Genomic DNA, 24,343 nt, shown 5'->3' with positions numbered 1-24,343 from the left:
ATTTACTCGCGGGGGCGCTTCGTGTTAGCACGAACGCCGAGCAGAACATCCTCCCAGTGCGGGGTGACAGCCTTGCGGCGGCGCTTCGTCGGTTTTGGCTCCGGGTCAGGATTCTGCAGAAAGTCCTCGTCCACGGCGGAGTCCTTGTCCTGCGCGGCGTCAGGTTCTGCTGCCGCTGCTGGAGCATCCTTCTCGCTCGTGCCGCGTGAAGCATCATCCTCGGCATCCGCACCTGGCTCCTCGCCGCCACGCGGTGACGGCAGCACTGAAGGCTCCGCATAGTGATCCTCGGACTCGGCATCAGAAGCACTGCCGGAATACACAGACAAATCCGTCACGCCCGGGTCACCGGCGCGAGCAGACTCAATATCGTCGCGCTCTGCGTACTGTTCGCGGCCATCAATGGCTTCGTCGTAGCGCTCGCCGCGTCCCACCGAGGTCAGTGAGCGAACTGGCTGCACGAAGTCAGGATCGGTCAAATCCGCGGCTACGGAGTTGCGCGCCTCCACGGTAGCCGGGGAGGTCATGGTCTGCTTAAAGGTCCACTCCGCCTCATTGGAGGACAGTCCAGCCTTCCAGGTGATGCGCAGAATCCACGGCTCGCCCTGGTGGCGGTAGGCATCCCACGTGGACTCGGAGAGGGAATGTCCGCGCGCGGCGAAGGCCGTGGCGAGGATTTCCCACAAGGTCAGCTTGGCCGGTCCATCTTCGCGGATGGGGTGGGCTTGCTTGGCGACGTCCGCAATCCGCGCCCTTTCCAGCAACACCGGGTGGGCAAAAGGCTCGATACGGGATTCCGGGACGCCGAGCTCTTCTGCGATGTCGGCAGCGGAGGCACCCGCGCGAATGCGTGCCTGAATCTCGTTGGGGCGCAGACTGATGGGCTGCGAAGAAGCAGATGAGTTATCCGCTTCCTGGGGTTTGTACGAGGAGGGCATGACCGTGTGCAGGCCAGTGGAGTGCTCCTGAGTGGATGCCTGCGCCTCGGCATTATCCGCCTCAGCCTCGGTAGTGGATTGATTCGCGTCCTGGTCTGCTGCGGCATCAGCGGACTCAGGGGAGTCTGCGGCGCTGGTAGACCTAGCAGGCGCGAGCAGCTCACGAAGCTCGTCGGTGACTTCGAGGAAGAACTCCTCGCCATCCTCTGCTCGAAGGACGAGCGAGGTGTCAGTTGAGTCGCTGGGTGCGAGGAAAATCTCGCGCATGGTGGCGCTCCTTAGCCTGGTAGCGGACATGTGATGAAGTCCACTTTACCCAGAACATGCCCCAAACTCTGGCAAGAGCGTGGGGCATGTTGAGTGCCGCAACACTAAGTTGCACCACAAGTTGCTGTGCGGAGCGGCACGCGTGGTGAGTGAAAGTTAGCGGTTATCCAGCACGTAGTCGATGGCCTTGGTGAGCTTCGTGATGTCCTCGGAATCAATAGCTGGGAACATGCCCACTCGTAGCTGGTTGCGGCCTAGCTTGCGGTAAGGCTCGACGTCGAGAATGCCATTGGCGCGCAGAGTCTTAGCTACGGCGGCGGCATCGACGGATTCGTCGAAGTCAATGGTGCCGACCACGAGCGAACGAGCGGAAGGCTCCGCCACGAACGGAGTGGTCTCTGCGCGGGACTCGGCCCAGCTGTAGAGGACGGTGGAGTTGTCCGTGGTGCGCTTCACCATGCCGTCGAGGCCGCCGTTAGCGTTCATCCACTGGACCTGGTTGTCCAGCATGAGCAGCGTCGCCACCGCCGGGGTGTTGTACGTCTGATTCTTGCGAGAGTTCTCCACTGCGGTCTGCAGGTTGAGGAAGGCCGGGATGAATCGGTCGGAGGAGTTGATCTTCTCGATGCGTTCGATGGCCGCCGGGGACATAGCTGCGAGCCACAGGCCGCCGTCGGAAGCGAAGCACTTCTGTGGGGAGAAGTAGTACACGTCTGCCTCGGTCATATCAACCGGCAGGCCGCCAGCGCCGGAGGTGGCGTCGACGACGACGAGCTGGTCAGTGGTGTCCGGGTGGGGCCGGGTTACCGGCACCATGGCGCCCGTTGACGTCTCGTTGTGTGCCCACGCGATGACATCCGCGCCGTCTGCGTTGGCGGTCTTGGGGTCTGGAGCGGTACCGACTTCAGCCTCCGTAATGAGAGGGGAGTCGAGCCAGGGTGCCTTGTCGGCAGCTTTAGCAAACTTGGAAGAGAATTCGCCGAAGCTCAGGTGTGCGGACTTCTTGTCAATCAGCCCGAAGGTGGCTGCATCCCAGAAAGCCGTAGCGCCACCGAGGGAAAGAACAATCTCGTAGCCCTCCGGCAGGGAGAAAAGATCACTAAGGCCCTCACGAATGGAACCGACCAGATCTTTGACTGCTGGCTGGCGGTGAGACGTGCCGATAATTGCGTTGGCGCCGGCGGTGATTGCCTCAATTTGGGCGGGGCGAACCTTGGAAGGCCCGCAGCCAAAACGGCCGTCGGCAGGGAGGAGATCTGCTGGCAGGACGAGTTCTGTGTTGCTCATGTGGGCAGTCTAGCTTAATTTCGTTCGCACACTAGATATTTTGCCAGGATTGCCAATGTTGGCAGAGTCACAAACTTTGCTAAAGTGTGAAGAGGTTTAATTTAGGTCGCGCCGGCGTGAGCCGGCGTTACATATTGAGAAAGGAAAGCTCGTGGCTTCTGACGCGAACAAGGTCGTACTGCACTACCCCGGCGGCGAATACGAGATGGACATCAAGCAGTCCACCGAAGGTGACTCCGGCTTCGATATTGGCAAGCTCCGCAATGAAACTGGACTGGTGACCTTCGACCCAGGTTACGCAGCTACCGGTTCGACCGAGTCCAAGATTACCTTCATTAACGGCGAGGAAGGCATCCTTCGTCACCGCGGTTATGACATTGCTGACTTGGCTGAAAACGCTACCTTCAACGAGGTGTCCTACCTGCTTATTAAGGGCCACCTGCCAACGGAGGATGAGCTCTCCAAGTTTAATACCGAAATTCGCCATCACACCCTGTTGGATGAGGACTTCAAGGCTGCGTTCAACATCTTCCCGCGCAACGCGCACCCGATGGCGGTTCTGGCCTCCTCCCTTAACATTTTGTCCGCTTACTACCAGGATCAGCTCAATCCGCTGGACCCGGAGCAGCTGGATAAGGCCACCGTCCGCCTTCTGGCTAAGGTGCCGATGCTGGCCGCTTATGCTTACCGTGCGTCCCAGGGTAAGCCTTACATGTACCCGGATAACAAGCTCAATGCACGCGAGAACTTCCTGCGCATGATGTTTGGTTACCCGACTGAGGAGTACGAGGTTGACTCGGTTGTGGCAAAGGCTTTGGACAAGCTCCTTATCCTCCACGCCGATCACGAGCAGAACTGCTCCACCTCCACTGTCCGCATGATCGGTTCCGCGCAGGCCAACCTGTTCGTGGCCATCGCCGGTGGTATCAACGCCCTGTCCGGCCCGCTGCACGGCGGTGCTAACCAGGCCGTTCTGGAGATGCTCGAGGATATCCAGAATAACCACGATGGTGACGCTACCGACTTCATGAACCGCGTGAAGAACAAGGAAAAGGGCGTTCGCCTCATGGGCTTCGGCCACCGCGTGTACAAGAACTACGACCCACGCGCTGCCATCGTCAAGGAGACCGCACACGAGATTCTTGAGCACCTCGGCGGAGATCCGATGCTGGATCTGGCTATGAAGCTCGAGGAGATTGCGTTGAATGACGACTACTTCGTCTCCCGTAAGCTGTACCCGAACGTGGACTTCTACACCGGTCTGATCTACCGTGCCATGGGCTTCCCGACGGACTTCTTCACCGTCCTCTTCGCCATCGGCCGTCTGCCGGGCTGGATTGCTCAGTACCGCGAGCAGCTTGAGCTCAACACCAAGATCAACCGCCCGCGCCAGATTTACACCGGCGAAACCCTGCGAAAGGTTACCCCGCGCAGCGAGCGCTAAGCAGCGGTCTTCTACAGACCGCCCCGATGCGCGGTGTATGACCCCCATACGCTGCACTTCTAGGGCCGAGCCACCCGTCACCCCTTATACTAGGAGCGATGTGGCTCGGCCTGACGCGCATGTGGCCACCAAAGAATAAAGATTTATCCAAGGAGGAGAACCCCCAATGGACAAGCCCGTAATCGAGCCGGCCACCGAGCCCGCTCCCCAAGACCTTGTCATTGAAGACATTGTGGTGGGTGACGGTGCCGAGGCCCAGCCGGGCGGCTTCGTTGAGGTCCACTACGTAGGCGTTGACTACGAGACGAACCAGGAGTTCGATTCTTCGTGGGGCCGCGGTCAGTCGATTGAGTTCCCTCTTACGGGCCTCATCGCTGGCTGGCAGGAAGGTATTCCAGGCATGAAGGTGGGTGGTCGCCGCAAGCTGGTCATTCCGCCGGAGAAGGCGTATGGCCCCGCCGGTGGCGCGCACCCGCTGTCGGGCCGCACGTTGACTTTCGTTATCGATCTGATCCGCGCCTAACAACGGCTGGCGCGTGCCCTGATTTCTCATCACGGCCACGCGACAGCGCTGAGTGGGGCACAATGGATGGCATGAGTGTCCCACAAACCACGTTCAATGATGACCGCGAGATGCCGCTGCTGGGTCTCGGAACCTACAAGTTGCGCGGAGAGGATCTCACCCGCTCCGTGCGCGAAGCGATCGAGCTAGGCTACCGTCACTTCGATACCGCAACCCTCTACGAGAATGAGGAGGAGCTGGGCCAGGCGCTCGCTGCCGCCATGAAGGCCGGCGATGTCACTCGTGATGAACTGTTCATCACCAGCAAGGTGTGGCACGACCATCACGGGAAAGGCAAGGTGGATCAAGCCTTCAGTGAGTCCTTGGGCAAGCTGCAGCTGGACTATCTAGACCTGTATCTCATCCACTGGCCGTGGCCGCAGGGCGGGCTTTATGTCGAGACTTTCGAAGAGATTGCACGCCTCCAAGGCATGGGGCAGATTGCTTCCATTGGCGTGGCGAACTTCTACGAGGAGACCCTCCAGGAGCTTATTGCTAAGACAGGAATCGCTCCTGTCCTCAACCAGGTGGAGCTGCACCCAGGATTCACCCAGCCGGAGCTGCGTGAGTTCCACGACAGCCAGGGCATTGTGACCGAGGCGTGGTCGCCGCTGGCCCGCGGTGTCATCCTCAACAACCCAGAGGTTATTACCGTGGCCGAGAAGCACGAGATTACGCCCGGCCAGACTGTGCTGGCTTACCTTATGGAGAAGGGGATCTCCGTCATTCCGAAGTCCAGCCGCCGCGAGCGCCTTGAGGAGAACTTTGCCGCCGCCACAGTTGAACTGGACCACGAAGACATCGCGGCTATCGACTCGCTCGATGGCAAGGAAGGCTTCGGCCGCATGTTCAAGGACCCGCGCGAGTTCCCGGGCGCCGAGTAGGTCAGCAGTAGGGGACTGACGTAGCCCGTCTTTCTTCACCACTTCCACTTTTCCTAGTCCGCCCCGCAGTTGTTGCGAGGGGAGGGGGAGAAGCTGAGTGGGCTGAAGGGAGACGGGCTTTTCTTATGTCTCGAAGGCGTGGGGCCGTGGGGCGTTGGTGGGGTAGGGGAGGATGTGTGTGCTAGATTTTCCAGAATGATGCCACCGCCGCGCAGAATGAAGACGTACAGCTGGTTCGTCCCGCCCGCGCCGCCAGCGGACGATCCGGCGCGGCTCCACCCGGCGCGCTGGAGCAGCGGGAACCGCGTGGTCAGGGACATGGTTGGCGCCTACCCGGGCGTGCTGGTGCTGCACATTCTGAGCTACCTCATCGGCTCCGGCATCGCCGCGTTTGTGCCGGTGGTGGTGGGCATGATCGTGGACGGCCTGGTGGGGGAAGAAAAGTTCAACGCATGGTGGCTCTTCGCGGTGCTGGTCGGCATCTTCATCATCCAATTCATCGGCGAGGCCACCGGCGACGGCCTGGCCACAGCCTCGGTGCGCCGCGTGACCCACAACGCGCAGCAGCACCTGTCCTCGGGCGTGCTGCGCCGCGGGGCGGGAGCGATGAGCCCCGGCACCGTACTCAACACCATCGACGCGGACGCGAACACCGTCGGCCGCTACCGCGAGCTGCTGTCGTTTCCGCTCATGGCCATCGGCTACGCGGTCTGCGCGATGGTGGCGATGTGGTCGGTCTCCCCGTGGATCTCACTGGCCATCCCGGCCAGCGCGCTGATCATCGCTCTGTTCGCCGCGTGGACCGCGGGGCCGGTGACGCGGGTGTCGTTGAAGCGTCGCGCCGCGGAGGCGGATGTCGCTGGCTTGGCCACGGATGCGTCGCAAGGCATTCGCACCGTCAAAGGCCTAGGCGCGGGTGCAACCGTGGCAACACGTTTTCACGCCGAAACGGCGAAGGCGAAGCGCTTGATGCTCACGCACCTGCGTGTGGAGGTGTGGCTCGGTTTCGCCAGGTTTTGCGTGGCGTGGCTGTGCAACCTTGGCATCGTGGGCTTGAGCGCGTGGATGACGCTGCGCGGGGAGATCACCCCGGGGCAGCTGACATCCGTGGCACTGTTGGTGCAGCCTGCGTTGACCATGGCGGGCTTAGCGTTCGGCGACCTGGCCAGCGGGTGGGGCAGGGCCGTCGCGAGTGGCCAGCGCATCGAGCAGCTGCACCACGCGGGCGACGACACCGCGGGGCCCGAGCTAACAGACACACCGGTCCCAGGCGCGGGGCTGTGGATTCTCGAGCCGGCGGAGCGTTCCTACGCCACCGCCGCCGCGTGGGCGCAGCGCGCAGACGTGCTGTTCCCGCCGCACACCGTCAACGTGTTTGAGGGCACCATCGCAGACAACGTGAACCCGCGCGGGGATGTGCCGGAGGACGTCGTCAAGCAGGCGCTCGCCGCCGCCCACTGCCAAGACATCCTCCGCAGGCTCGGCGGTATCAACGAAGCAGGCGAGTTGCCGGACGCGCCGCTGGGGGAGGCCGGCCTGAACCTTTCCGGCGGGCAGCGCCAGCGCGTCGCGCTTGCCAGGGCGCTCGCCGCCGACCCGGAGGTGCTCATCCTGGACGACCCGACCACGGGGCTCGATTCCGTGACACAGGCGGACGTCGTGGCAGCCGTCGCCGCGCTCAGAGCAGACAAAACCACCGTGGTCATCACCGGAAACGCCGCGTGGCAGCACGCTGGAACCGAATTGGAGGTGGCGTAGATGGCGCCCGATTACGCACGCACAGACGCGGTCGCACCCGCAAGTGTGAAGGAGACCTTCGCGTACCTCTCGGCGCTGCCCAACGCGCTGGACAGACGCTGGTGGGCGGGTCTGCTGCTCATCCAGGCGCTCATCGTCGCCGTGTACACCACGCAGTCGAACCTGTTCGGGCGCAGCGTCGACCCGCTCACCGGAGGCGAGGTGCCGCTACTGGGCACCGGCACCCGCGCCTTTGTGTGGACTGTTGGACTGGCGTTGGCCTGCATGCTCGTCGAGATGTTCCTGCGCGCCCTCGGTAACTACGTGGTGGGCCTCAAGGTCGCCCGCGCGTCCATCGACTTGCGCCGTCGCTGCCTCGACGCGATCCTGCGCGCACCTGTGCCGCGGGTGATGGAGCTCGGCACCGGCAACGTGATCACACGCATGACCAAGGACATCGACGACGTCGTCCAAACCATCACCGCCATCGGCTCGCGCGTGCTCACCACCGTGTTCGTCTTTCCGATCACGTTTATCGGGCTTTTGCTTATCGACGTCCGCTTCGCCTTGATCCTGCTTTTGATCTGCATCTGCACGTACCCGTTCGCCCGCGCGGTGGTCCGCGCCATCCCGGATGCCTCCAACGCGGTGAGCGTGGCGGAGGCGCGTCGCAACGCGGTGCTGCTGGATACCGTCCGGGGCCTGCCCACGCTGCGCGCCTTCGACTTGGAGCGCTGGGCGTTGGCACGGATGCGGCGGACCTCGTGGGGCGCGGTGGAGGCGGAGATGGACCGTGTGCCCTGGTTCATCCGGCTCACAGGCATCGGCCAGGTCGCTTTCGCCGCGTGGGTGCTGCTCACGCTTGGCGTCGGCGCGTGGCTCGCGTCGGCCGGAGTTGTCACCCCGGGCCAGGCGAGCGCTGCGGTGTTCATGGTCATCCGCGCAGAGGTCATGGTGTTCAACGCGCTGTTCTTCGTCGGCGAGTTGCAGGGCGCTGCCACCGCCGTGGGTCGCGCGGTGAGCTTGGCCAAGCTCGCGGACGGACGCGACGCCACGGCCGTGCCGGCGGACCTTGCTGCACTCGTGGATGTGGAGGTGGACCACGTCTCGTTCGCCTACCCGGGCGGCGCCAACGTGCTGGAAGACCTCTCTGTCACGCTCGAGGCCGGAACAACCACCGCGCTGGTGGGCACTTCGGGCGCCGGCAAGTCCACGCTCGCCGCGCTCATTGCGGGGCTGGTGGAGCCCACAGCTGGGAGCATCCGGGTAGGGGCCGTGGAAACCTCGCAGGTCAGCGACACGTGGACCGCCAAGAACGTCACCCTGCTCACCCAGGACGTCCACCTGTTCGCCGGCACCCTGCGCGAGGACCTCTCGATGGCCGCACAGGATGCGACCGACGCGGACCTGCTGCGGGCGCTGGCAAGTGTCGGGCTCGACCCTGAAGGCACCCAGTTCGCGCGCCTGTTCCCGAAGGGGCTGGACACCGCCGTCGGCGCAGGCGCGGAGGACATACCCCCGGAGGTGGAGCAGCAGCTCGCGCTCGCACGCGTGGCGCTGTCGGGCCCGAAGGTGCTCATCCTGGACGAGGCCACAGCGGAAGCCGGCAGCGACGCCACGAACGCGCTGGAGGACGCCGCCGCGCGGATCACCGCAGACACCACGGCACTGGTGGTGGCGCACCGCCTAGACCAGGCGGCGGCCGCGGACCGGATCCTGGTCATGGACGCCGGGCGCATCATCGAGGACGGCACCCACACCGAACTCGTCGCCGCCGACGGGAGATACGCGCAACTGTTCGCTGCGTGGAGTGGCGGCGGTCACTAACTCTCCGGTAGGAATGGGGACATGACTGCAAATTATGTTTCCGACCGTTTCCCCGGCCCCGACCCGTACGCCGCGCTGGCGGACGTGCCGTCCTTCGACATCACGTCCGAGGACATCGTCGACGGCGAGCGCCTCGCCGACTCGCTGGCCGGCGACAATGCCACTAGCCCGCAGCTGTCCTGGTCCGGCGCCCCGGAGGGCACCAAGACGTACGCTGTGACCTGCTTCGACCCGGACGCGCCGACCGCCTCCGGGTTCTGGCACTGGTCCGCGTTCAACATCCCGGCTGACGTCACCGAGCTGCCCGCCGGCGCGGGCGCGAAGGACGACCTCGGCGTTGGCGCTGTGGTGCTCACCGGCGACAGCGGCGTCAAGGGCTACTACGGCGCGAACCCGCCGGCCGGCCACGGCCCGCACCGCTACCTGTTCGCCGTCCACGCGGTGGACACGGAGCTTCCCGCGGACGAGATTGCCAACCCCACCCAGCTCGGCTTCAACCTGAACTTCCACTCGCTCGGCCGGGCAATCATCTGGGGCTGGTACGAAAACCAGTAAGATTCGCCGAATGGTTCCAGTGCAACTCCGCGTCGGCGGCGCGTTCATGGGCATCGCACTCGTGCTCGTGCTCTACGCCGTGCTGGCGCTGCTTCGAGGCGACGCCGCGTTCCCCGTCACCCCGCAGGTGCTCTCCATCATCGTGGCGGTCGCCATCGTCGGCGCCTTCGCCACCTACAACACCAAGCAGGAAGGCTCACGCACCCAGGTCGGCGCGCTAATCGTGGCCGTGGTGCTCATCGGGCTCGGCTTCATCGCGCCCGACACCGAGCTGATGGCCACCACGCCGTTCTGGCTGATCGGCTGGGCGCTCGCCGCCGGCCTCTGCGCGGTGGTGCTGCGCCGCAGCGCAGCCGGACACGCTTAGAGCGCCTTCCACTCCAGCCCGCTGCCCACGGCCTGCTCGATCGAGTCCAGGCCGTGGGCTTTGATCTGCGCGGCGATCCCGCGGTGGATGCCGCGGATCCAGCCCAACCCGCCGTAGATGAACGGGGTGTAGCCCTGCAGCAGGCTCGCGCCCGCGGTGATGCGCTCCCACGCCTGCTCGGGCGTGGAGATGCCGCCGACGCTGACGAGCACCAGCTTGTCGCCGACTCGCTCGTGGAGGCGCTTGAGCACCTCAAGCGAGCGGTTCTCCAACGGGGCTCCGCTGATGCCGCCCGCGCCCATCTTCTCCACCTTGGAGGCGGGTGTTTTCAGCCCGGAGCGGGAAATGGTCGTGTTGGTGGCCACAATGCCGGCCAATTCCAGCTCGACGGCGAGGTCAGCCACGGCGTCGATGTCTTCGTCGGAAAGATCCGGCGCGATCTTCACCAGCACCGGGGTGGTGGTGGATTTCTTCACCACTTCCAGGATCGGGCGGAGTTCCTCCACCGCCTGCAGGTCGCGCAGGCCCGGCGTGTTGGGGGAGGAGACATTGACCACCAGGTAGTCCGCAAGCTGACCCAGAAGCGTCGAGGTGGCGCGGTAATCCGCCACGGCGTCCTCGGAGGTCTTGTTCTTACCGATGTTGATGCCCACCACGTCGCGGGAGCGCCGCGCGCGGAGGTTGTCGGCGACCACGAGCGCGCCCTTGTTGTTGAAACCCATCCGGTTCAAAATCGCCTTGTCCTCCGGCAGGCGGAACAGCCGCGGCGTGGGGTTGCCCGGCTGGGACTTCGGGGTCACGGTGCCCATCTCAGCGTAGCCGAAGCCGATCGCGCCCCAGGAGTCGATCGCCTCGGCGTTCTTGTCAAAGCCGGCCGCCAGCCCCAGCGGGGCGGGGAAGTCCACGCCGAAAACGGTTTGGCGCAGCACCGGGTCGTGCACGCGCACGGCCTTTTCCATCACGCGGTTGACCGGGGTGGCCAGGTGCAGCGTCTGCAGCGCGCCGCTGATGATGCCGTGGATGCGCTCCGGCGGCAGCAGGAACATGAGCTTGAGTGCGCGGTCGTAGAGCGTCATGGGTTTTTCTCCTAGTTGCTCTCGGTTTGGTCGGCGGGGGAGACGATCTGGATGCCGTCGCCGGATGCGGAGGCGGCGACCACGGTGCCGTCGTCAAGCGTAATGATGCTCTGGGCATCTGCGACGGTGGCGAAGTGCTTGCGCTTCACCGGAATGCCCTGGGAGATGTCGTAGCCGGTGGCGGTGTTGCTGGCCAGCGAGCTGACCCAGGCGAGGCGCTGCGCGGGGTCCCACGCGGCATCCCAGGGTCCTTCCGGCACCGGCGCGGACTGCTGGAGGCGGATGATGCCGTCGGTGGTGTAGACGTGGAGCTGGTTGCCGGTGGAATCCGCAGCCAGCACCAGGCCGTGCTCGCCGCCGCGCACCTTGCCCACTCCCAGGCCGACGCGCAGGGTGCCGCCTTGGCGCGAGCCGTTCCAGTCGATGTCCTGGATGGTGGTGTCGAAGCGGTTGGTTCGCACCACGGAGTCGCGCTGGCCGTCCACCTGCACCGCTTGGAGCTGATCGGTCTCGCGTGCGACGTCGATGGTGTCTTTCAGCTCTCCGCCGTCGAAGACCCACACCTTGCGCTCAGTGTCGCTGCCTGCGAGCACCTCGCCTGTCGACGCCACCGTGGCCACCGTGACCGGCTTATCCGTGGCGATAGTCTCCTCCCGGTCGCCGAAGAGCTTGATCTCGCCCGCGCAGGCAAGCGCGAAGGTGCCGGCGTTGGCGGATGCCTCGCCGCAGGATTGGTCCAGCTCGTGGCGGGCGGCCTTGCCTTGCTGGATCTCCTCGAGCGTGCCGATCGTCAGCGCGTTTTCCGTGCGGACGCCGATGCGGCCGTTCGTGACGTCCACATCGCTCACTGGCTCGAAGTCCACCACCGCGCCCGCCGGGTCCGACGACTGCGGGGACTGCACAGGCTTAGCGCTGCCCATGTTCGCAGCGGCCTCACCGCCAGCTTCCTCGATCTTGGCGGAAGGAGACGCGCCGCAGGCGCTCAGCGCCAGGGCAGCCGAGACGGCACCGGAAACTGCGGCAAAGCGGAGGCGGGAACTGGGGGCAAACAAACGAGCATTCACAAGGTCAAAGCCTAGCAACGCGCCCGTCGCGCACCGCGATGGCTAAGTAGGCGGGGTAGTGTCTTTCGCCATGACTGATCCCGCCACCACAATGTCCTGGGTTCAGGTGATCGTCCTGTCCATTGTCCAGGGCCTCACCGAGTTTCTGCCCGTGTCTTCCTCGGGCCACCTGCGCATCGTCTCCCAACTATTTTGGGGCGAAGACGCCGGCGCCAGCTTCACCGCTGTGATCCAGCTGGGCACGGAGCTGGCCGTGCTGGTGTTCTTCGCCAAAGACATCTGGCGCATCCTCACCGCCTGGTTCGCCGGCCTCGCGGACAAGTCCAAGCGGAACTTCGACTACCGCATGGGCTGGATGGTCATCGCCGGCACCATCCCGGTCGGTCTTGCGGGCGTTTTACTCAAAGACCTCATCCGCGAGAACTTCCGCAACCTCTGGATCACCGCCACAGTGCTGATCCTGTTCTCACTGGTGTTCATCCTGGCCGAGCGCCGCGGCAAAAAGACCCGCGGCTTCGAGGAACTGACTATGAAGGACGCGGTTGTGATGGGCCTGTGGCAGTGCCTGGCGCTCATCCCGGGTGTGTCGCGCTCCGGCGGCACCATCTCCGGCGGCCTGTTCCTCAATCTGGACCGCGAAGTGGCCACCCGTTTCTCCTTCCTGCTGGCCATCCCGGCAGTGCTTGCCTCCGGGCTGTTTTCCCTGCCGGACGCCTTCGACCCCCAGGCAGGCCAGGCGGCAAGCGGGCTGCAGCTGCTCGTCGGCTCCGGCATCGGGTTTGTGGTCGGCTACATCTCCATTGCCTGGCTGCTGAAGTTCGTGTCCAACCACTCGTTCGCGTGGTTCGCCGCCTACCGCATTCCGCTGGGCCTTCTCGTGATGGCGCTGCTCGGCACTGGCGTGATGGCCGCCTAGTTGTAGGGTTGTCCGCATGCATGCATGGCCCGACCCGTCCGTACCCGCAGTCGCTGGCACCCCGGTGCCGCTGAAGCTCTTCGACACCGCCGATCAGCGCGTCAAGGAAGTAGACACCACCCCGGATGCGAACGGGGAGGTGGGGATGTACGTCTGCGGCATCACCCCGTACGACTCCACCCACCTCGGCCACGCCGCGACCTACCTCACCTTCGACCTGGCGCAGCGCCAGCTGCTCGCCAACGGCCACAAGGTCCACTACGTGCAGAACATCACCGACGTGGACGACCCGCTGTTCGAGCGCGCAGAGCGCGACGGCGTGGACTGGCGCGAACTCGGCACCAGCCAGATCAACTTGTTCCGCAGCGACATGGAGATCCTGTCCGTGATCCCGCCGTGCGACTACATCGGCGCGATGGAGTCAGTCGACGAGGTGATCGCAATGGTGCAGCAGCTTCTCGACGCCGGCGCGGCCTACGAGCTCGACCAGGGCGACATCTACGCTTCCATCGACGCCACCGAGCAGTTCGGCTACGAGTCCAACTTGGACCGCGCCACAATGGAGGAGTACTTCGCGGAACGTGGCGGCGACCCGGACCGCGAAGGCAAGCGCGACCCGCTGGACGCGCTGGTGTGGCGCGGCCACCGCGAGGGCGAGCCCGCCTGGGACTCGCCGTTCGGCCCGGGCCGGCCGGGCTGGCACGTCGAGTGCTCCGCGATTGCCACCAACCGCCTGGGCAGCCACTTCGCCATCCAGGGCGGCGGATCTGACCTGGCATTTCCGCACCACGAGTTCTCCGCCGCGCACGCGGAGGCCGCGCTGAAGGTCGAGCGCATGGCCGGGCACTACGTCCACGCCGGCATGATCGCCCTCGACGGGGTGAAGATGTCCAAGTCCCTGGGCAACCTCGTGTTCGTGCACAAGCTCTCGGAGGCGGGCCACGACCCGTCGGCAATCCGCCTGGCCGTTTTTTCCGGCCACTACCGCGAGGACCGGGACTTCTCCGACGCGATCCTGGCTGAGGCCGAGGAGCGCCTCGCGCGTTGGCGCGAGCAGCTCGCCGGCGAGGTGAGCGAGGCGGGGGCGACGGATGTCGTCGATAAGCTTCGCGCAATTCTTGCGGACGATTTGAACACCCCGGAGGCACTTTCGCTTCTCGACGGCGCGGCAGGCGACTGCAATCAGATCATCGCCACCGCCCTCGACGGGCTGCTCGGGGTGCGCATTTAACGCGTCTCACGCACAATGGGGCGCATGAGCGCACCTGCGGACAACTCGATTCGGGCCCAGTTTCAGCCCGAGGTAGACGAATTCATCGACGACCTGACCACTTTCGCCACCGGTTCCTACCTGCAGGATGAGGACAAGGAACTGTGGGAAGAGCCCTTCGACCCGGCGGTGCTGCCGGATTTGAAGAAGCTCCTGGAGATGTTCCTGGACGCCCTCGACCTGCTCGGCGACGACCCTGAGGGCGATGCGCTGGTGAAGGTCGTCGCGCCGTTCTACGAGAACCTCGAGGCGTTCAACGAGAAGCACGCCAACGCGGTGCTCGAGCCGGAGGAGAAGGCCGACATCGAGACCCTGGTGTTCCGCGCGGCGGCCGCCACCGGCGCCACGGACGAGGCTCTCAACGAGCTTCCGGAACTTGAGTAGGCCCAAGGCCGTCCTCTGGGACATGGACGGCACCCTCATCGACACCGAACCGCTGTGGGGCAAGGCCACCTTCGAGCTCGGCGAGCTGCTGGGCCGCCCGCTCACCCCGGAGGTGCGCGCTAAAACTATCGGCGGCAGCTTCCCCAACACCTTGAGCGTGGTGGCCGAGTGGGCGGGCTACGAGCTTAAAGACGGCGACCTGGAGCGCTACCGCACCTGGATGTTCGGATGTGGGAGGTTTCTTCGCAGAGTGCGAAGGAAACGCCCGATTTCCTGCTAACTTTCGGTTAGCTAAATTAGATTCTTATGTATTTGTTCTTCGCGGGGGTGTTATGAAATTTATAAAACCCGCACTTCAGAAGCGTTATTGGGGGTAGGGAAACTAAACTCGGACAACTTTTCTTGGCAGGATTTACAACCTTGCATGGCGTGTTCGGTAACTTACTAGGCAGGACAAAACGTGACTGAGGACACTATCTCTCGTCTCTCACATCGATTTGTGCAGAAATGACCCCTACTAAGGAGAGCGACATGACTGACGCACCTGCTTCGCTTGACTCACGCCGCGAACCCACGCCGCAGGAGTTCATCGAGATGCGCGAAAGCCCGCAGTTTGCCAAGCTGCGCGGCACCTACCGCAAATTTACCTTCCCTATGACCGTGGCCTTCTTCCTCTGGTACGTGCTCTACGTGCTGGCGGCTGTGTTTGCCCCGGAGTTTATGGGAACCGAAATTGGTGGCGGCTGGAACGTAGGGCTTGTCTTCGGCTTGGCCCAGTTTGTGACCACCTTCGTTATTACGTACATCTACGTCAATTACGCCAACAAGAACATTGAGCCGCAGGCAGCGGCCATTCGCCAGGAATTGGAGGGCTAAACAATGCAGACCTTTACTTTGGCCGCAGCGGAATCCTCCGCCGGCAATCCGATTCTCAATATTTCAGTCTTCGCGGCGTTCCTTGTTGTCACCATGTACGTGGTGCTGAAAGCCGGTAAGTCCACCAAGGAAGCTTCTGACTTCTACACCGGTGGTGGCTCGTTCTCCGGTCGCCAGAACGGTCTCGCGATTTCCGGTGACTACCTCTCCGCAGCATCCTTCCTCGGCATCGTCGGTGCTGTGGCACTCAACGGTTACGACGGCTTCCTTTACTCGGTCGGCTTCTTCGTGGCCTGGCTGGTTGCTCTCATGCTCGTCGCAGAGCCGATGCGTAACGTCGGCCGCTTCACCATGGCAGACGTGCTGTCCTTCCGCCTGAAGCAGCGTCCGGTCCGCGTGGCCGCAGCTATTTCGACGCTGTTTGTCTCGCTGTTCTACCTCATTGCGCAGATGGCCGGTGCAGGTTCCCTCGTGGCTGTGCTGCTCAACATTCACGAGTTCAAGTGGCAGGCCGTTGTGGTCGGCATCGTTGGCATCCTCATGATCGTCTACGTCCTTGTCGGTGGCATGAAGGGCACGACTTACGTGCAGATGATTAAGGCCGTGCTCCTGGTTACCGGCGTGGTCATCATGTGCATCCTCACCTTCGTCATGATCAAGGGTGGCTTCAACACGCTGTTTAGCTCGGCCGTTGACATGCACGCGAGCTCCGCTGTCATCCAGGAAAAGGGCTACGAGGCCTCCCAGATTATGGAGCCAGGCCTGAAGTACGGCAAGAATCTCACCACCAAGCTTGACTTCATCTCCCTGGGTATTGCTCTCGTGCTGGGTGTTGGCGGTCTGCCGCACGTCCTGATGCGCTTCTACACTGTGCCGACCGCAACTGAGGCCCGCCGTTCCGTTACCTGGGCCATCGTCATCATCGGTGCTTTCTACCTCATGACCCTGGTTCTGGGCTACGGCGCTGCGGCCCTGGTTGGCCCAGACCGCATTCTCGCTGCACCGGGTGGTGCTAACTCTGCAGCTCCGCTGCTGGCGCTGGAAATTGGTGGCTCCGTCTTCATGGCGGTTATCTCCGCGGTCGCCTTCGCTACCGTTCTGGCGGTTGTTGCTGGCCTCGCCATTACCGCCTCGGCCTCCATCGCGCACGATATCTACCACTCGGTCATTCGCAACGGTGAGTCCACCGAGGCAGAGCAGGTCCGCGTCTCCCAGATTACCGTGGTTATCCTGGGTATCGCATCCATCATCCTGGGCATCCTCGCCATGACCCAGAACGTGGCCTTCTTGGTGTCCCTGGCCTTCGCCGTTGCGGCCTCCGCCAACCTGCCGACCATCCTCTACTCCCTGTACTGGCGCCGTTTCAACACTGCAGGCGCTGTAGCGTCGATGTACACCGGCGTTATCTCCTGCCTGGTGCTCATCTTCCTGTCCCCGGCAGTGTCTGGCACCCCCACCTCGATGTTCCCCAACGCTGACTGGTCTATCTTCCCTCTGTCCTCCCCGGGTCTTGTGACCATTCCGCTGGCCTTCTTCGCCGGTTGGATCGTCTCCATCATGACTCCGCCGGATAACCTTGAAGAGCTCTCCGCTGAGATGGAGGTTCGCTCCCTCACTGGTGTGGGCGTTGAGGCTCCGGTTGACCACTAAAGGTCACCTGGATCAGTACTTTTAAGGGCTCAGCAGGTAAACTCACACGTCGTGTTTTACTCGCAGCCTTTACACAGGGCGGCATCAGCACGAGCTGGTGCCGCCCTTCTGGCGTGCGCACTTGGCGCATCGGCTCTCAGCGCCTGTACTCCGCCTAGTGAACAGGACGCAGACTCCTCGCGTGCAACGAGCTCCGCTCCCGCTACACCGGCGCCCATCTCTCACCGGAAGGGAGCTTCACAGCTGGCGGCAGTCGACGATAAAGTGGGGCAGATCCTCAAGGGCGATGATAAGAAGGCGATAACGTACTACCGCATCGAAACCGGTATGCACATGGGCTCGCCCACTGAGCACACGCCGCGCTACGCGCTGAGCCTAATCAAGCTCTATATCGCCACCTACGTCATCGAGCACGGCTCTTTCGAGGACAAGTACGTGGCGCTGGACATGATCGCTGACTCTTCAGATGAGAGCGCCGGAAGGCTCTTTAAGAAGTACCCTAGGTCCATCGATTCCATCGCGAAGGAGTATGGTCTGACCTCCACCAGCGCCGGGAAGGACTGGGGACACTCGAAGACCTCGACTTATGACGTCGTGCGCTTCATTGTCCAGCTCATGGAAGATGACCCAACCCATCCAGTGCTCGTGGCGATGGCCCACGCGGATGAGGTCTCTGCTGATGGCTACCAACAGGATTATGGCACTGCAGCGCTTAGCGACGTCGTCGGGACGAAGTGGGGATGGTCTGACAGCAAGGACCGGCACTCCTCAGTTTCCTTTAGCGAGAACTTCGTCGTCGCGGCCTCTATCGAGGGCTCTGCCGACGAGCTGACTTCCTACGTCCGCAAGGAAATCACCGGTAAGAACCTGGTAAAGGGCAATAACCTCAACAAGGAAGCCTTGGTGAATCCGCAAGCCTTCTCCTCGACGCACACGCCGTCAAGCATCACGACGTCGCCCAGCACGACGTCCTCCGACATGCAGACGACGTCGGGATCAACGTCAACGACAGCGACAAAGGCGACGCCGACTGTCGCGTCAACGTCGCCTTCAACAGACAAGAAGTAGGGAAGCGCTAGCCCATTGCCTTGCGCACGGTGTTGAGAACATCAATGGCTCCGCGCACCTGGTCATTGCTCACCGAGGAACCAGCGATTGTGATGCCATCGCCTCCCACGCTGGAGCCGCGGCCGGTGGGATCGGGGAGGGAAATGTTGGGCAGTGGGGCGTCGTTAGGCACCGCGGGAAGGTCCTTGAGCTTCGGGCGTGAAGCTGCCGCACCCTGCCCCGGCGTCCACTGACCCCAGTCGCGGGCATACACGGTGTTGATATCGCAGGTGATGCCGTCAATGGTGGCCTGCGTCTTGGCCTTCTGGTGGATTGTGGTGCGCGGGTGAATCTTGCCACCGGAGCCCCAATCATGCATCCAGAAGAACTCTCCAATGCCATCAGCAACGCACCAGTCGATGACGTTGTAATTGCCATACACACCGGTCTGGTAGCCCGCGGCAGTCAGCGCCGCGGAGAAGGCCTTGAGGTAGGGGCGAATCTGCTTCTCATATTGGGCGTGGGTGGGGTTGTCATCGATGGCGATGTAAATCGGGCGGCCGGTCGGTCCGCCCGCGGCCTTATGGATAGCGATGGCCTGCGGCGCGTGGACACCGGCGCCGGCTGCACCATTGAGCCAGTCGGCGGTCTCGGCGCGACCAAACTGGTAGATGGAGGCGGTCTGGAGGCCCGCTGCGGCATTGGCCTTGGTCTCTGCCAAGGTTACGGGTTTGCCCTTCATCCACTGTGCGTCCGGGCGGCGCTGGGACACGTAGCGAATGGCGCCGAGGTGTCCGGCTGCCTTGATGGCGCTGGCCGAAGGAACGCCAGCGGAGAAGTCAATGATCGTGCCGAGGGCCGGGCCCACGGCGAGGGCGGCGGGGGCCTGGCTGCCAACGGCACCAGCGGCTAGCGCAATGGCGCTCGCCTTGAATAGGGAACGACGGGACAGGGACACGGTTTTCTCCTCAAGGGGGATTGCGGATGACGGCGGCGACTGGTGTAGAAGGTTGTCGCGCGTCACTACAGTTGACGGTGAAAGTAGTATCTGGAAACACTGTAGTCACATTGGTTTAAAATTGCACCACCTGTAACGGGAAAAGTGGCCCTCGTGATGCATGAATATGGTGACTGACGATGAGGTGCTGGCATTCGACAAGGCGGATATGCGCAACCCCTCTGTCCCCTCGGGCTTCTTTAGCTACAGCATGCTCAAAGTTGAGATTCTAGGGCTGCAGGCGATGATCCGGACTATATGGCACAGGCGAACCTTGAGCGCTACCGCGGTGACTTACTGCGCGCTGGACGCAATCCCTTTAGTGACGCTGCCGGGTCGATGTTTACGGCGATGGACAACCCCTTTGCTTAAGCGTCTTTCGTACGGAAGGTGACGGTGGTGGGGTTCTCCACCGTGCGGGAAACCGTGCAGTCTTTCTCATGAGAAATGCGGACTAGGCGCTCAACCATGGACTGTGCTTGGCGGCCGGCGTCGGTATCAGGGAAGCGGAGGGAGAACTCCACGTTGACCTCGCTCAGCCGTGAGGCGCCGTCTTCGTTGACGCGGGTGCCATCCACGTGGACGTCGAAAAGCTCTGGTTCTGCTCGCCGCGAAGTGACGACATCGACGTCAACTGCCGAGCAGCCCGCGACCGCGGCCAGGAGTAGTTCCACCGGGCTCAAAAGCCCTTCGCCGCTTCCGAACTCGAGGCTCGCCCCGTCAGCATTCGTTGCGCGGTAGTGGCCTGTATTGACGCGGGTGACGTCGACTCCGTACTTCTTGGTGACTTCGCTCATGCCCGCCATCCTAGCGGTGAGCCGCGATTTAAAAAGAAGTTAATATCGCGGTCACGTGGCTGCAAACTGCGAATCATATTCTGTTCTTCGTCTCTTTCAATTGAATAACGTCAACCCTCACTTGGATAGGAAGAACTATGACTACTCGCCGCCTTCTCGGCACCGTGGTCACCGCTTCGGTGGCCGGAACCTTCTTGGTTGCTCCTGCTTCTGCTGCTGAACCAGAGGAGGGCATGGGCTCTCGCTTCACCATCGGCGTTCTGCCGGATACGCAGTTCTACTCCCGTTACTCCACCCCGGAGACCGGCAACCTGGCCCAGGCGCGCTACGGCAGCGAGCCCTACACCGCGCAGACCGAATGGCTGGTGAAGAACCAGAAGGCCCTGAACATGGACTTCGCTACCCACCTCGGTGACGTGGTGGACCAGGCAGATGTTGAAGGGGAGTGGAAGATCGCTGACAAGGCCATGAAGGTCCTCGATGACTCCGACCTGAACTACTCCATCCTGCCGGGCAACCACGATATGATTGAGGACAAGTCGGCGCACCCGTACAACGCTTACTTCAGCGCCGAGCGTGCCAAGGGTGCTAACCCGGATACCTTCCAGGAGCGTCACACCGCGGTCAACAATGACTCCGAGTACCACATTTTTGAGGCCGAGGGCCAGAAGTACCTGGTCCTGGCACTGGCGTGGCGCGCGGATGATGCGGCGCTGGACTGGGCGCAGGGAGTTCTCGACGCGCACCCAGACCTGCCGGTCATCCTCACCAGCCATGAGGTGCTCAACATCGATGGCGCCGGCGAGGTCTTCTACTCCGAGGACTACGGTAAGGGCCTGTGGGACAAGTTCATTAAGAAGAACGACCAGATCTTCCTCACCATGGGCGGCCACCACCACGGCGCGGGCTACCGCGTGGACAAGAACGATGCTGGACACGATGTCGTCGGCATCCTGCAGGACTACCAGATGGCTTACCAGGGCGGTAACGGTCTGCTCGGCGTGCTCGAGTTCGACCTGAGCGGCAATGAGCTGGAGATGACCGCCCTGTCCCCGTGGGTCGCGCAGAAGCCGGCTAAGGAGCTCACGCAGTTCGACAAGCTCATCCTCGACGGCAAGGGCGATAGCTACCACGTGCCGCTCAACTTCAAGGAGCGCTTTGCTGACTTCGCTCCGGAGTGGACCATCGGTGATGAGGACGACGCCGATTTGGGCAAGAAGGCCCGCGACATCGTTGAGGAAGGCTACACCCCGTACACCATCCCGGAGGACCAGCTTCCGGAGGGTCCGAATGACTTCGTGAAGTCTGACAAGACCGTCTTCCACTGGCGCCCGGGCCAGACCAAGAACAAGGACGGCAAGCAGCTTGCCGACGGCGACGTGGCCACCGAAGGCGCCATCATTCCGGATGCCTTCGGTGCTGATGGTGCCGGTGACCTCGTTCGCGAAGGTGGCCCGTCCAATGAGGGCGAACGCATCACCTACACCAAGGACCACCACCCGCTGTCCTCCGACTCTGGTTCCCTCTACTGGTCCGACCCGGCTGGTCAGGCCGCCATGGCGGAGTTCCGCTCCAAGGAGGGCGCTGAGATTAACAAGGTTGATACCTCCGAGGGCTACACCTTCGAGTCCTTCGTGAAGATTCCGAAGGACTTCAACGGCTCTGAGCACGGCTGGGGCAGTGCGCTTTCCCGTGACTCCAGCATCGCTGAGCTTGTCGACGGCTCCGACGACACCGACCCCACCGTCATGTTCGGCATCTCCAACCTGCGTGAGCTGCGCTGGTGGGCGGAGCCCAAGGAAGGCGAAGGTTCCACCGTTTGGTCTCACGAGGTACCTACCGATGAGTGGATGCACATCGCCGTGGTGAACAAGCCGGATTCCGACACCGTGGAGATGTTCATCAACGGTGCCCCCATCCTGCGCAACGCCAAGGGTGCTGAGGGGCTTCTCCCGCGCGATTTGCAGTGGGTCATGGGCGCTGGCTTTGATAACCGCAAGCCACAGGACCCGTGGTACGGCTGGATTGGTGAGACCCGCCTGACCCAGGGTGTTCTGGACTCCGACCAGTGGTTGACCGCCCGCCCAGCCGTGAAGGATGAGGAACCGTCCTCCTCCGCGACCACCTCCCCGGCTGAGACGACCACCACCGAGCCGAGCACGCCCGCTAAGCCGACCAACACGAAGGAGCCTTCCTCTGGTGACATTGGCCAGGCCTTCTTCGCCGGCTCCAGCCACGGCGCGAAGATCATCCTCCCCATCGTCGCCGTCATTGCAGCCGTCGGCGCCGCCGCCTACGCCCTTATCCCGACCATCAACCAACTCTTCGGCCTCAACATCCCGCAGCCGAAGTTGCCGAAGATTCCGGGCCTGAACTAGCGCTCAGCCCACGAAACTCCGTCCCCCGCTTCGCACTGAGGCGGGGGATTTTTGCTGCACGGCACGACCCGATTTCGGCCCCTGATTGTTAGAAATATGGCTAGTTGTTAGAAATGTGGCTTGAGTGAATCGGCTTCGCAGTGTAGTCGAAGCTAATCCAGTTATGGACAAACTATTCTGGAATGAGTAGTATGAAACTCGTGGGACGGCCTCGTAAATTCAATGAAAAAGAAGTTCTCTCTGGCGCGATCACGTTGTTTGGCAGGAGCGGATTCAATGCAGTGTCAGTGGACGTGGTGGTCAATCAACTGGGGCTTAACCGGTCCAGCTTCTACAACCTCTATGGCTCAAAGCATGGATTGTTTCGTGCTGCGGCAGAAACCGTGTGTGCTGAAGCTGAAGGCGGCCGAGTATCGGATGCTGCAAAGGACTTCGTGGTGGTGGCACTGGTTGAGGTGGCGCCAGTCAGTAAAGATTTACGCGAGCTTATTCAGCGAGCTTGTGAACTGTGCTTCGACAGTTCAGAAGCGCTAGGGAAGCACGTGCTGGCCCGTGCACAAGAAACCGAACACTAAGGAGAACCATCATGAACAACAAACTCACTCTGACAGATGCTGAGCTCATCGTCGAACCTCTCGGGCTAGACAAGCTTTGGTCTCTGACCGGCAGCATCACGATTCCGTGGGAGCATGTGCGCGGCGCTACTCATGACCCCGGCATGAAGCACGAACCAAAAGGTTTCCGTGCGCCGGGGCTGCGCAGTGGACAGAAGCTAGCGGGCACCTTCCACGCGGATGGTGGCCGACAATTCTGGAACGTCAGCGGCTATGAGAATGCCGTTGTCATTGAGCTCAAGGAAGAGCACTTCGATCGGCTCATCGTGTCCTTGGATAACCCGGCTGAATGTGTAGCGCGCATCAACGAAAAGGCTCAGGCCGCCTGAGCCTGACGTGAGCCAGCGCCAGAACCTGATGTCATTCACAGTAAAAAGCGTGTGAAAACCGCGGCGGCGAGTTTTCGTCCATTATTTACCGTGAATGACACGTTTAGGCTGAACGGCTCTCGGTTCTGGAGTTAAAGTGCCCCAGTTTTTGTCCTATCTACTCGGACGGAACAAAACCTGGGACGCTTCAGTATTCCGCGGCAAATACCGCGCAGCAGCCTTTGGTGTGTGGGGCGCGGTGATTTCCGGTGCGGCAGCGGTCGGACCGCTTGCCGGTGGTGCACTGACGGAATGGGTGTCCTGGTATTCGCGATTATCGAGGGCCCGACCTAGGCTGGTGGGAGCCCCAATCCTCATTCAGCTTCTTTGGCTGGACCTGGTTCGAAAACGCGGCTATTTCACCGGTTCCGCTAGGGCGCACGATTTCGGCCGTGGGCTTCGCGCTGTTAATCAGGTTGGAAAAGCACCGCGAGCGGGGTCACCGCTCGGCGCTGTTGTATCTTGAATTGTTTTCTTATTCCACGTTCTCGTGGGGCAATATCACCGCTGGTGCGGTAGCAATCGGCGAGTTTGCCATCATCTTCGTGTTGCCGCTGTACCTGATTAATACGTTGGACCTCTGCACGATGTTGTCTGGCCTGGTGCTGGCAGCCATGGCAATCGGTGTCGATTTGGGGTAGTTGGTACCGCGAGTCCGCGTAGTTGGTACCGGTGTTCCGTGTATCCGGTACTGCATGGGGTTTTCTTTCATAGTTGATGTTGGCGACACCACAATCCGCTGGTGTTGCGTCAACTTCTACTTGGAAGGAGCTGGTCCTTGTGGCCAACTTCAAGCAGATCATTGCGATGTGCCTTGATGGTGCTAGCTAGGCGCAGATCACACACGCATTGGGGTGTTCACGACGGGAAGTATCCCGTGCAAAGAAAGTCATCTCTGATGAGGGTTTGACTTCAGAGATTTTCCGTCAGCTCCCGCCGGGGTGGTTTGATGATCGATTCAGTGATGACCGGAGTAAGAGGTCTTTGTCCTATGACCTGCTGTATCTCGGCGGGGCATGTCGGTGTCAACGTCTAGGG

The 24,343-nt window shown here is 62.4% G+C and carries 23 protein-coding genes and 2 pseudogenes; 19 read left to right on the top strand and 6 right to left on the bottom strand.

Going from position 1 to position 24,343, the window contains the following annotated elements; translation table 11 throughout:
- Positions 1-2: 2 nt before the first annotated feature.
- Complete coding sequence (gene sepH / locus HMPREF2875_RS11160) at positions 3-1,205, bottom strand: septation protein SepH (protein WP_070673178.1); 1,203 nt, start codon at positions 1,203-1,205, stop codon at positions 3-5.
- A gap of 156 nt (positions 1,206-1,361) precedes the next feature.
- Positions 1,362-2,492, bottom strand: coding sequence for a phosphoserine transaminase (gene serC / locus HMPREF2875_RS11155; protein WP_070673176.1), 1,131 nt, complete (start codon positions 2,490-2,492; stop codon positions 1,362-1,364).
- Between the two features lie 151 nt (positions 2,493-2,643).
- Here serC and HMPREF2875_RS11150 point away from each other — a divergent pair, with 151 nt between their 5' ends.
- The 8 genes and pseudogenes from HMPREF2875_RS11150 to HMPREF2875_RS11120 all read left to right on the top strand — a co-directional run bounded on the left by HMPREF2875_RS11150 (position 2,644) and on the right by HMPREF2875_RS11120 (position 9,868).
- Positions 2,644-3,936 carry a citrate synthase gene (locus HMPREF2875_RS11150; RefSeq protein ID WP_083311926.1) on the top strand — a complete coding sequence of 431 codons (1,293 nt, stop codon included), beginning with the start codon at positions 2,644-2,646 and terminating at the stop codon, positions 3,934-3,936.
- A gap of 166 nt (positions 3,937-4,102) precedes the next feature.
- Entirely contained in the window at positions 4,103-4,459 is a 357-nt protein-coding gene (locus HMPREF2875_RS11145; RefSeq protein WP_039674461.1) for an FKBP-type peptidyl-prolyl cis-trans isomerase, read from the top strand.
- A gap of 62 nt (positions 4,460-4,521) precedes the next feature.
- The gene (locus HMPREF2875_RS11140) at positions 4,522-5,382 is read left to right on the top strand and encodes an aldo/keto reductase (RefSeq protein ID WP_070673174.1); all 861 of its coding nucleotides are present in this window, start codon (positions 4,522-4,524) and stop codon (positions 5,380-5,382) included.
- Positions 5,383-5,577: 195 nt separating this feature from the next.
- The gene (tetA, locus tag HMPREF2875_RS11135) at positions 5,578-7,140 is read left to right on the top strand and encodes a tetracycline efflux ABC transporter TetAB subunit A (protein ID WP_349018405.1); all 1,563 of its coding nucleotides are present in this window, start codon (positions 5,578-5,580) and stop codon (positions 7,138-7,140) included.
- Positions 7,141-8,027 (top strand): annotated as a pseudogene (locus tag HMPREF2875_RS14200) (ABC transporter transmembrane domain-containing protein); the annotation flags it as partial.
- Between the two features lie 219 nt (positions 8,028-8,246).
- Positions 8,247-8,946 (top strand): annotated as a pseudogene (locus HMPREF2875_RS14195) (ATP-binding cassette domain-containing protein); the annotation flags it as partial.
- A 21-nt stretch (positions 8,947-8,967) separates the two neighbouring features.
- Positions 8,968-9,501, top strand: coding sequence for a YbhB/YbcL family Raf kinase inhibitor-like protein (locus HMPREF2875_RS11125; protein WP_005390941.1), 534 nt, complete (start codon positions 8,968-8,970; stop codon positions 9,499-9,501).
- A gap of 10 nt (positions 9,502-9,511) precedes the next feature.
- Positions 9,512-9,868: a hypothetical protein gene (locus HMPREF2875_RS11120; RefSeq protein ID WP_005390939.1), complete on the top strand. Its 357-nt coding sequence runs from the start codon at positions 9,512-9,514 to the stop codon at positions 9,866-9,868.
- On the opposite strand, the gene HMPREF2875_RS11115 is transcribed toward HMPREF2875_RS11120, so the two are convergent.
- Positions 9,865-10,944, bottom strand: a complete 1,080-nt coding sequence (locus tag HMPREF2875_RS11115) for a quinone-dependent dihydroorotate dehydrogenase (protein ID WP_005390938.1) — start codon at positions 10,942-10,944, stop codon at positions 9,865-9,867. The two genes, HMPREF2875_RS11120 and HMPREF2875_RS11115, sit on opposite strands and share 4 nt — an antisense overlap.
- An 11-nt stretch (positions 10,945-10,955) precedes the next feature.
- Positions 10,956-12,008, bottom strand: a complete 1,053-nt coding sequence (locus HMPREF2875_RS11110) for a YncE family protein (RefSeq protein ID WP_011116971.1) — start codon at positions 12,006-12,008, stop codon at positions 10,956-10,958.
- A 70-nt stretch (positions 12,009-12,078) separates the two neighbouring features.
- Between HMPREF2875_RS11110 and HMPREF2875_RS11105 the strand changes: the two genes are divergently transcribed.
- The 7 genes from HMPREF2875_RS11105 (at position 12,079) to HMPREF2875_RS11075 (ending at position 18,172) form a co-directional block, all read left to right on the top strand.
- On the top strand, positions 12,079-12,924 hold the full coding sequence (locus HMPREF2875_RS11105; protein WP_005396288.1) for an undecaprenyl-diphosphate phosphatase: 846 nt from the start codon (positions 12,079-12,081) through the stop codon (positions 12,922-12,924).
- 16 nt (positions 12,925-12,940) lie between these two features.
- The gene (gene mshC / locus HMPREF2875_RS11100; RefSeq protein ID WP_005390932.1) at positions 12,941-14,155 is read left to right on the top strand and encodes a cysteine--1-D-myo-inosityl 2-amino-2-deoxy-alpha-D-glucopyranoside ligase; all 1,215 of its coding nucleotides are present in this window, start codon (positions 12,941-12,943) and stop codon (positions 14,153-14,155) included.
- Positions 14,156-14,179: 24 nt separating this feature from the next.
- On the top strand, positions 14,180-14,578 hold the full coding sequence (locus HMPREF2875_RS11095) for a hypothetical protein (RefSeq protein ID WP_034989679.1): 399 nt from the start codon (positions 14,180-14,182) through the stop codon (positions 14,576-14,578).
- Positions 14,571-14,858, top strand: coding sequence for an HAD family hydrolase (locus HMPREF2875_RS11090; RefSeq protein WP_246817101.1), 288 nt, complete (start codon positions 14,571-14,573; stop codon positions 14,856-14,858). The genes HMPREF2875_RS11095 and HMPREF2875_RS11090 overlap by 8 nt, the downstream gene beginning before the upstream one ends.
- 251 nt (positions 14,859-15,109) lie before the next feature.
- Positions 15,110-15,454 (top strand): DUF485 domain-containing protein, encoded by a 345-nt coding sequence (locus tag HMPREF2875_RS11085; RefSeq protein WP_070673170.1) that lies wholly within the window; start codon positions 15,110-15,112, stop codon positions 15,452-15,454.
- 3 nt (positions 15,455-15,457) lie between these two features.
- Positions 15,458-17,104 (top strand): solute symporter family protein, encoded by a 1,647-nt coding sequence (locus tag HMPREF2875_RS11080; RefSeq protein WP_070673169.1) that lies wholly within the window; start codon positions 15,458-15,460, stop codon positions 17,102-17,104.
- A 264-nt stretch (positions 17,105-17,368) separates the two neighbouring features.
- Entirely contained in the window at positions 17,369-18,172 is an 804-nt protein-coding gene (locus HMPREF2875_RS11075) for a hypothetical protein (protein ID WP_246817100.1), read from the top strand.
- Between the two features lie 7 nt (positions 18,173-18,179).
- Here the strand turns inward: HMPREF2875_RS11075 and HMPREF2875_RS11070 are convergent, their stop codons facing one another.
- Complete coding sequence (locus HMPREF2875_RS11070) at positions 18,180-19,109, bottom strand: DUF1906 domain-containing protein (protein WP_070673164.1); 930 nt, start codon at positions 19,107-19,109, stop codon at positions 18,180-18,182.
- A 407-nt stretch (positions 19,110-19,516) separates the two neighbouring features.
- Entirely contained in the window at positions 19,517-19,945 is a 429-nt protein-coding gene (locus HMPREF2875_RS11065; RefSeq protein ID WP_070673162.1) for an OsmC family protein, read from the bottom strand.
- A gap of 137 nt (positions 19,946-20,082) precedes the next feature.
- On the opposite strand from HMPREF2875_RS11065, the gene HMPREF2875_RS11060 reads away from it, so the two are divergent.
- From HMPREF2875_RS11060 to HMPREF2875_RS14190, 4 genes are all read left to right on the top strand, one after another.
- Positions 20,083-22,323 (top strand): LamG-like jellyroll fold domain-containing protein, encoded by a 2,241-nt coding sequence (locus HMPREF2875_RS11060; RefSeq protein ID WP_070673160.1) that lies wholly within the window; start codon positions 20,083-20,085, stop codon positions 22,321-22,323.
- Between the two features lie 182 nt (positions 22,324-22,505).
- Positions 22,506-22,898, top strand: coding sequence for a TetR/AcrR family transcriptional regulator (locus HMPREF2875_RS11055; protein WP_070673158.1), 393 nt, complete (start codon positions 22,506-22,508; stop codon positions 22,896-22,898).
- An 11-nt stretch (positions 22,899-22,909) separates the two neighbouring features.
- Complete coding sequence (locus tag HMPREF2875_RS11050) at positions 22,910-23,266, top strand: hypothetical protein (RefSeq protein ID WP_010187715.1); 357 nt, start codon at positions 22,910-22,912, stop codon at positions 23,264-23,266.
- Between the two features lie 431 nt (positions 23,267-23,697).
- Positions 23,698-23,946 (top strand): hypothetical protein, encoded by a 249-nt coding sequence (locus HMPREF2875_RS14190; protein WP_070673156.1) that lies wholly within the window; start codon positions 23,698-23,700, stop codon positions 23,944-23,946.
- Positions 23,947-24,343: the final 397 nt, after the last annotated feature.

The sequence above is a fragment of the Corynebacterium sp. HMSC078H07 genome, from assembly GCF_001812805.1.
Classification (GTDB): Bacteria; Actinomycetota; Actinomycetes; order Mycobacteriales; family Mycobacteriaceae; genus Corynebacterium.
This window is presented reverse-complemented; position numbering and strand designations above follow the sequence as displayed.

Bases quoted from the DNA above. Each gene is read 5' to 3' on its own strand.
- sepH (WP_070673178.1), bottom strand. From the start codon at position 1,205: ATGCGCGAGATTTTCCTCGCACCCAGCGACTCAACTGACACCTCGCTC.
- serC (WP_070673176.1), bottom strand. From the start codon at position 2,492: ATGAGCAACACAGAACTCGTCCTGCCAGCAGATCTCCTCCCTGCCGAC.
- HMPREF2875_RS11145 (WP_039674461.1), top strand. From the start codon at position 4,103: ATGGACAAGCCCGTAATCGAGCCGGCCACCGAGCCCGCTCCCCAAGAC.
- HMPREF2875_RS11140 (WP_070673174.1), top strand. From the start codon at position 4,522: ATGGATGGCATGAGTGTCCCACAAACCACGTTCAATGATGACCGCGAG.
- tetA (WP_349018405.1), top strand. From the start codon at position 5,578: ATGATGCCACCGCCGCGCAGAATGAAGACGTACAGCTGGTTCGTCCCG.
- HMPREF2875_RS11125 (WP_005390941.1), top strand. From the start codon at position 8,968: ATGACTGCAAATTATGTTTCCGACCGTTTCCCCGGCCCCGACCCGTAC.
- HMPREF2875_RS11120 (WP_005390939.1), top strand. From the start codon at position 9,512: ATGGTTCCAGTGCAACTCCGCGTCGGCGGCGCGTTCATGGGCATCGCA.
- HMPREF2875_RS11115 (WP_005390938.1), bottom strand. From the start codon at position 10,944: ATGACGCTCTACGACCGCGCACTCAAGCTCATGTTCCTGCTGCCGCCG.
- HMPREF2875_RS11105 (WP_005396288.1), top strand. From the start codon at position 12,079: ATGACTGATCCCGCCACCACAATGTCCTGGGTTCAGGTGATCGTCCTG.
- mshC (WP_005390932.1), top strand. From the start codon at position 12,941: ATGCATGCATGGCCCGACCCGTCCGTACCCGCAGTCGCTGGCACCCCG.
- HMPREF2875_RS11095 (WP_034989679.1), top strand. From the start codon at position 14,180: ATGAGCGCACCTGCGGACAACTCGATTCGGGCCCAGTTTCAGCCCGAG.
- HMPREF2875_RS11085 (WP_070673170.1), top strand. From the start codon at position 15,110: ATGACTGACGCACCTGCTTCGCTTGACTCACGCCGCGAACCCACGCCG.
- HMPREF2875_RS11080 (WP_070673169.1), top strand. From the start codon at position 15,458: ATGCAGACCTTTACTTTGGCCGCAGCGGAATCCTCCGCCGGCAATCCG.
- HMPREF2875_RS11065 (WP_070673162.1), bottom strand. From the start codon at position 19,945: ATGAGCGAAGTCACCAAGAAGTACGGAGTCGACGTCACCCGCGTCAAT.
- HMPREF2875_RS11060 (WP_070673160.1), top strand. From the start codon at position 20,083: ATGACTACTCGCCGCCTTCTCGGCACCGTGGTCACCGCTTCGGTGGCC.
- HMPREF2875_RS11055 (WP_070673158.1), top strand. From the start codon at position 22,506: ATGAGTAGTATGAAACTCGTGGGACGGCCTCGTAAATTCAATGAAAAA.
- HMPREF2875_RS11050 (WP_010187715.1), top strand. From the start codon at position 22,910: ATGAACAACAAACTCACTCTGACAGATGCTGAGCTCATCGTCGAACCT.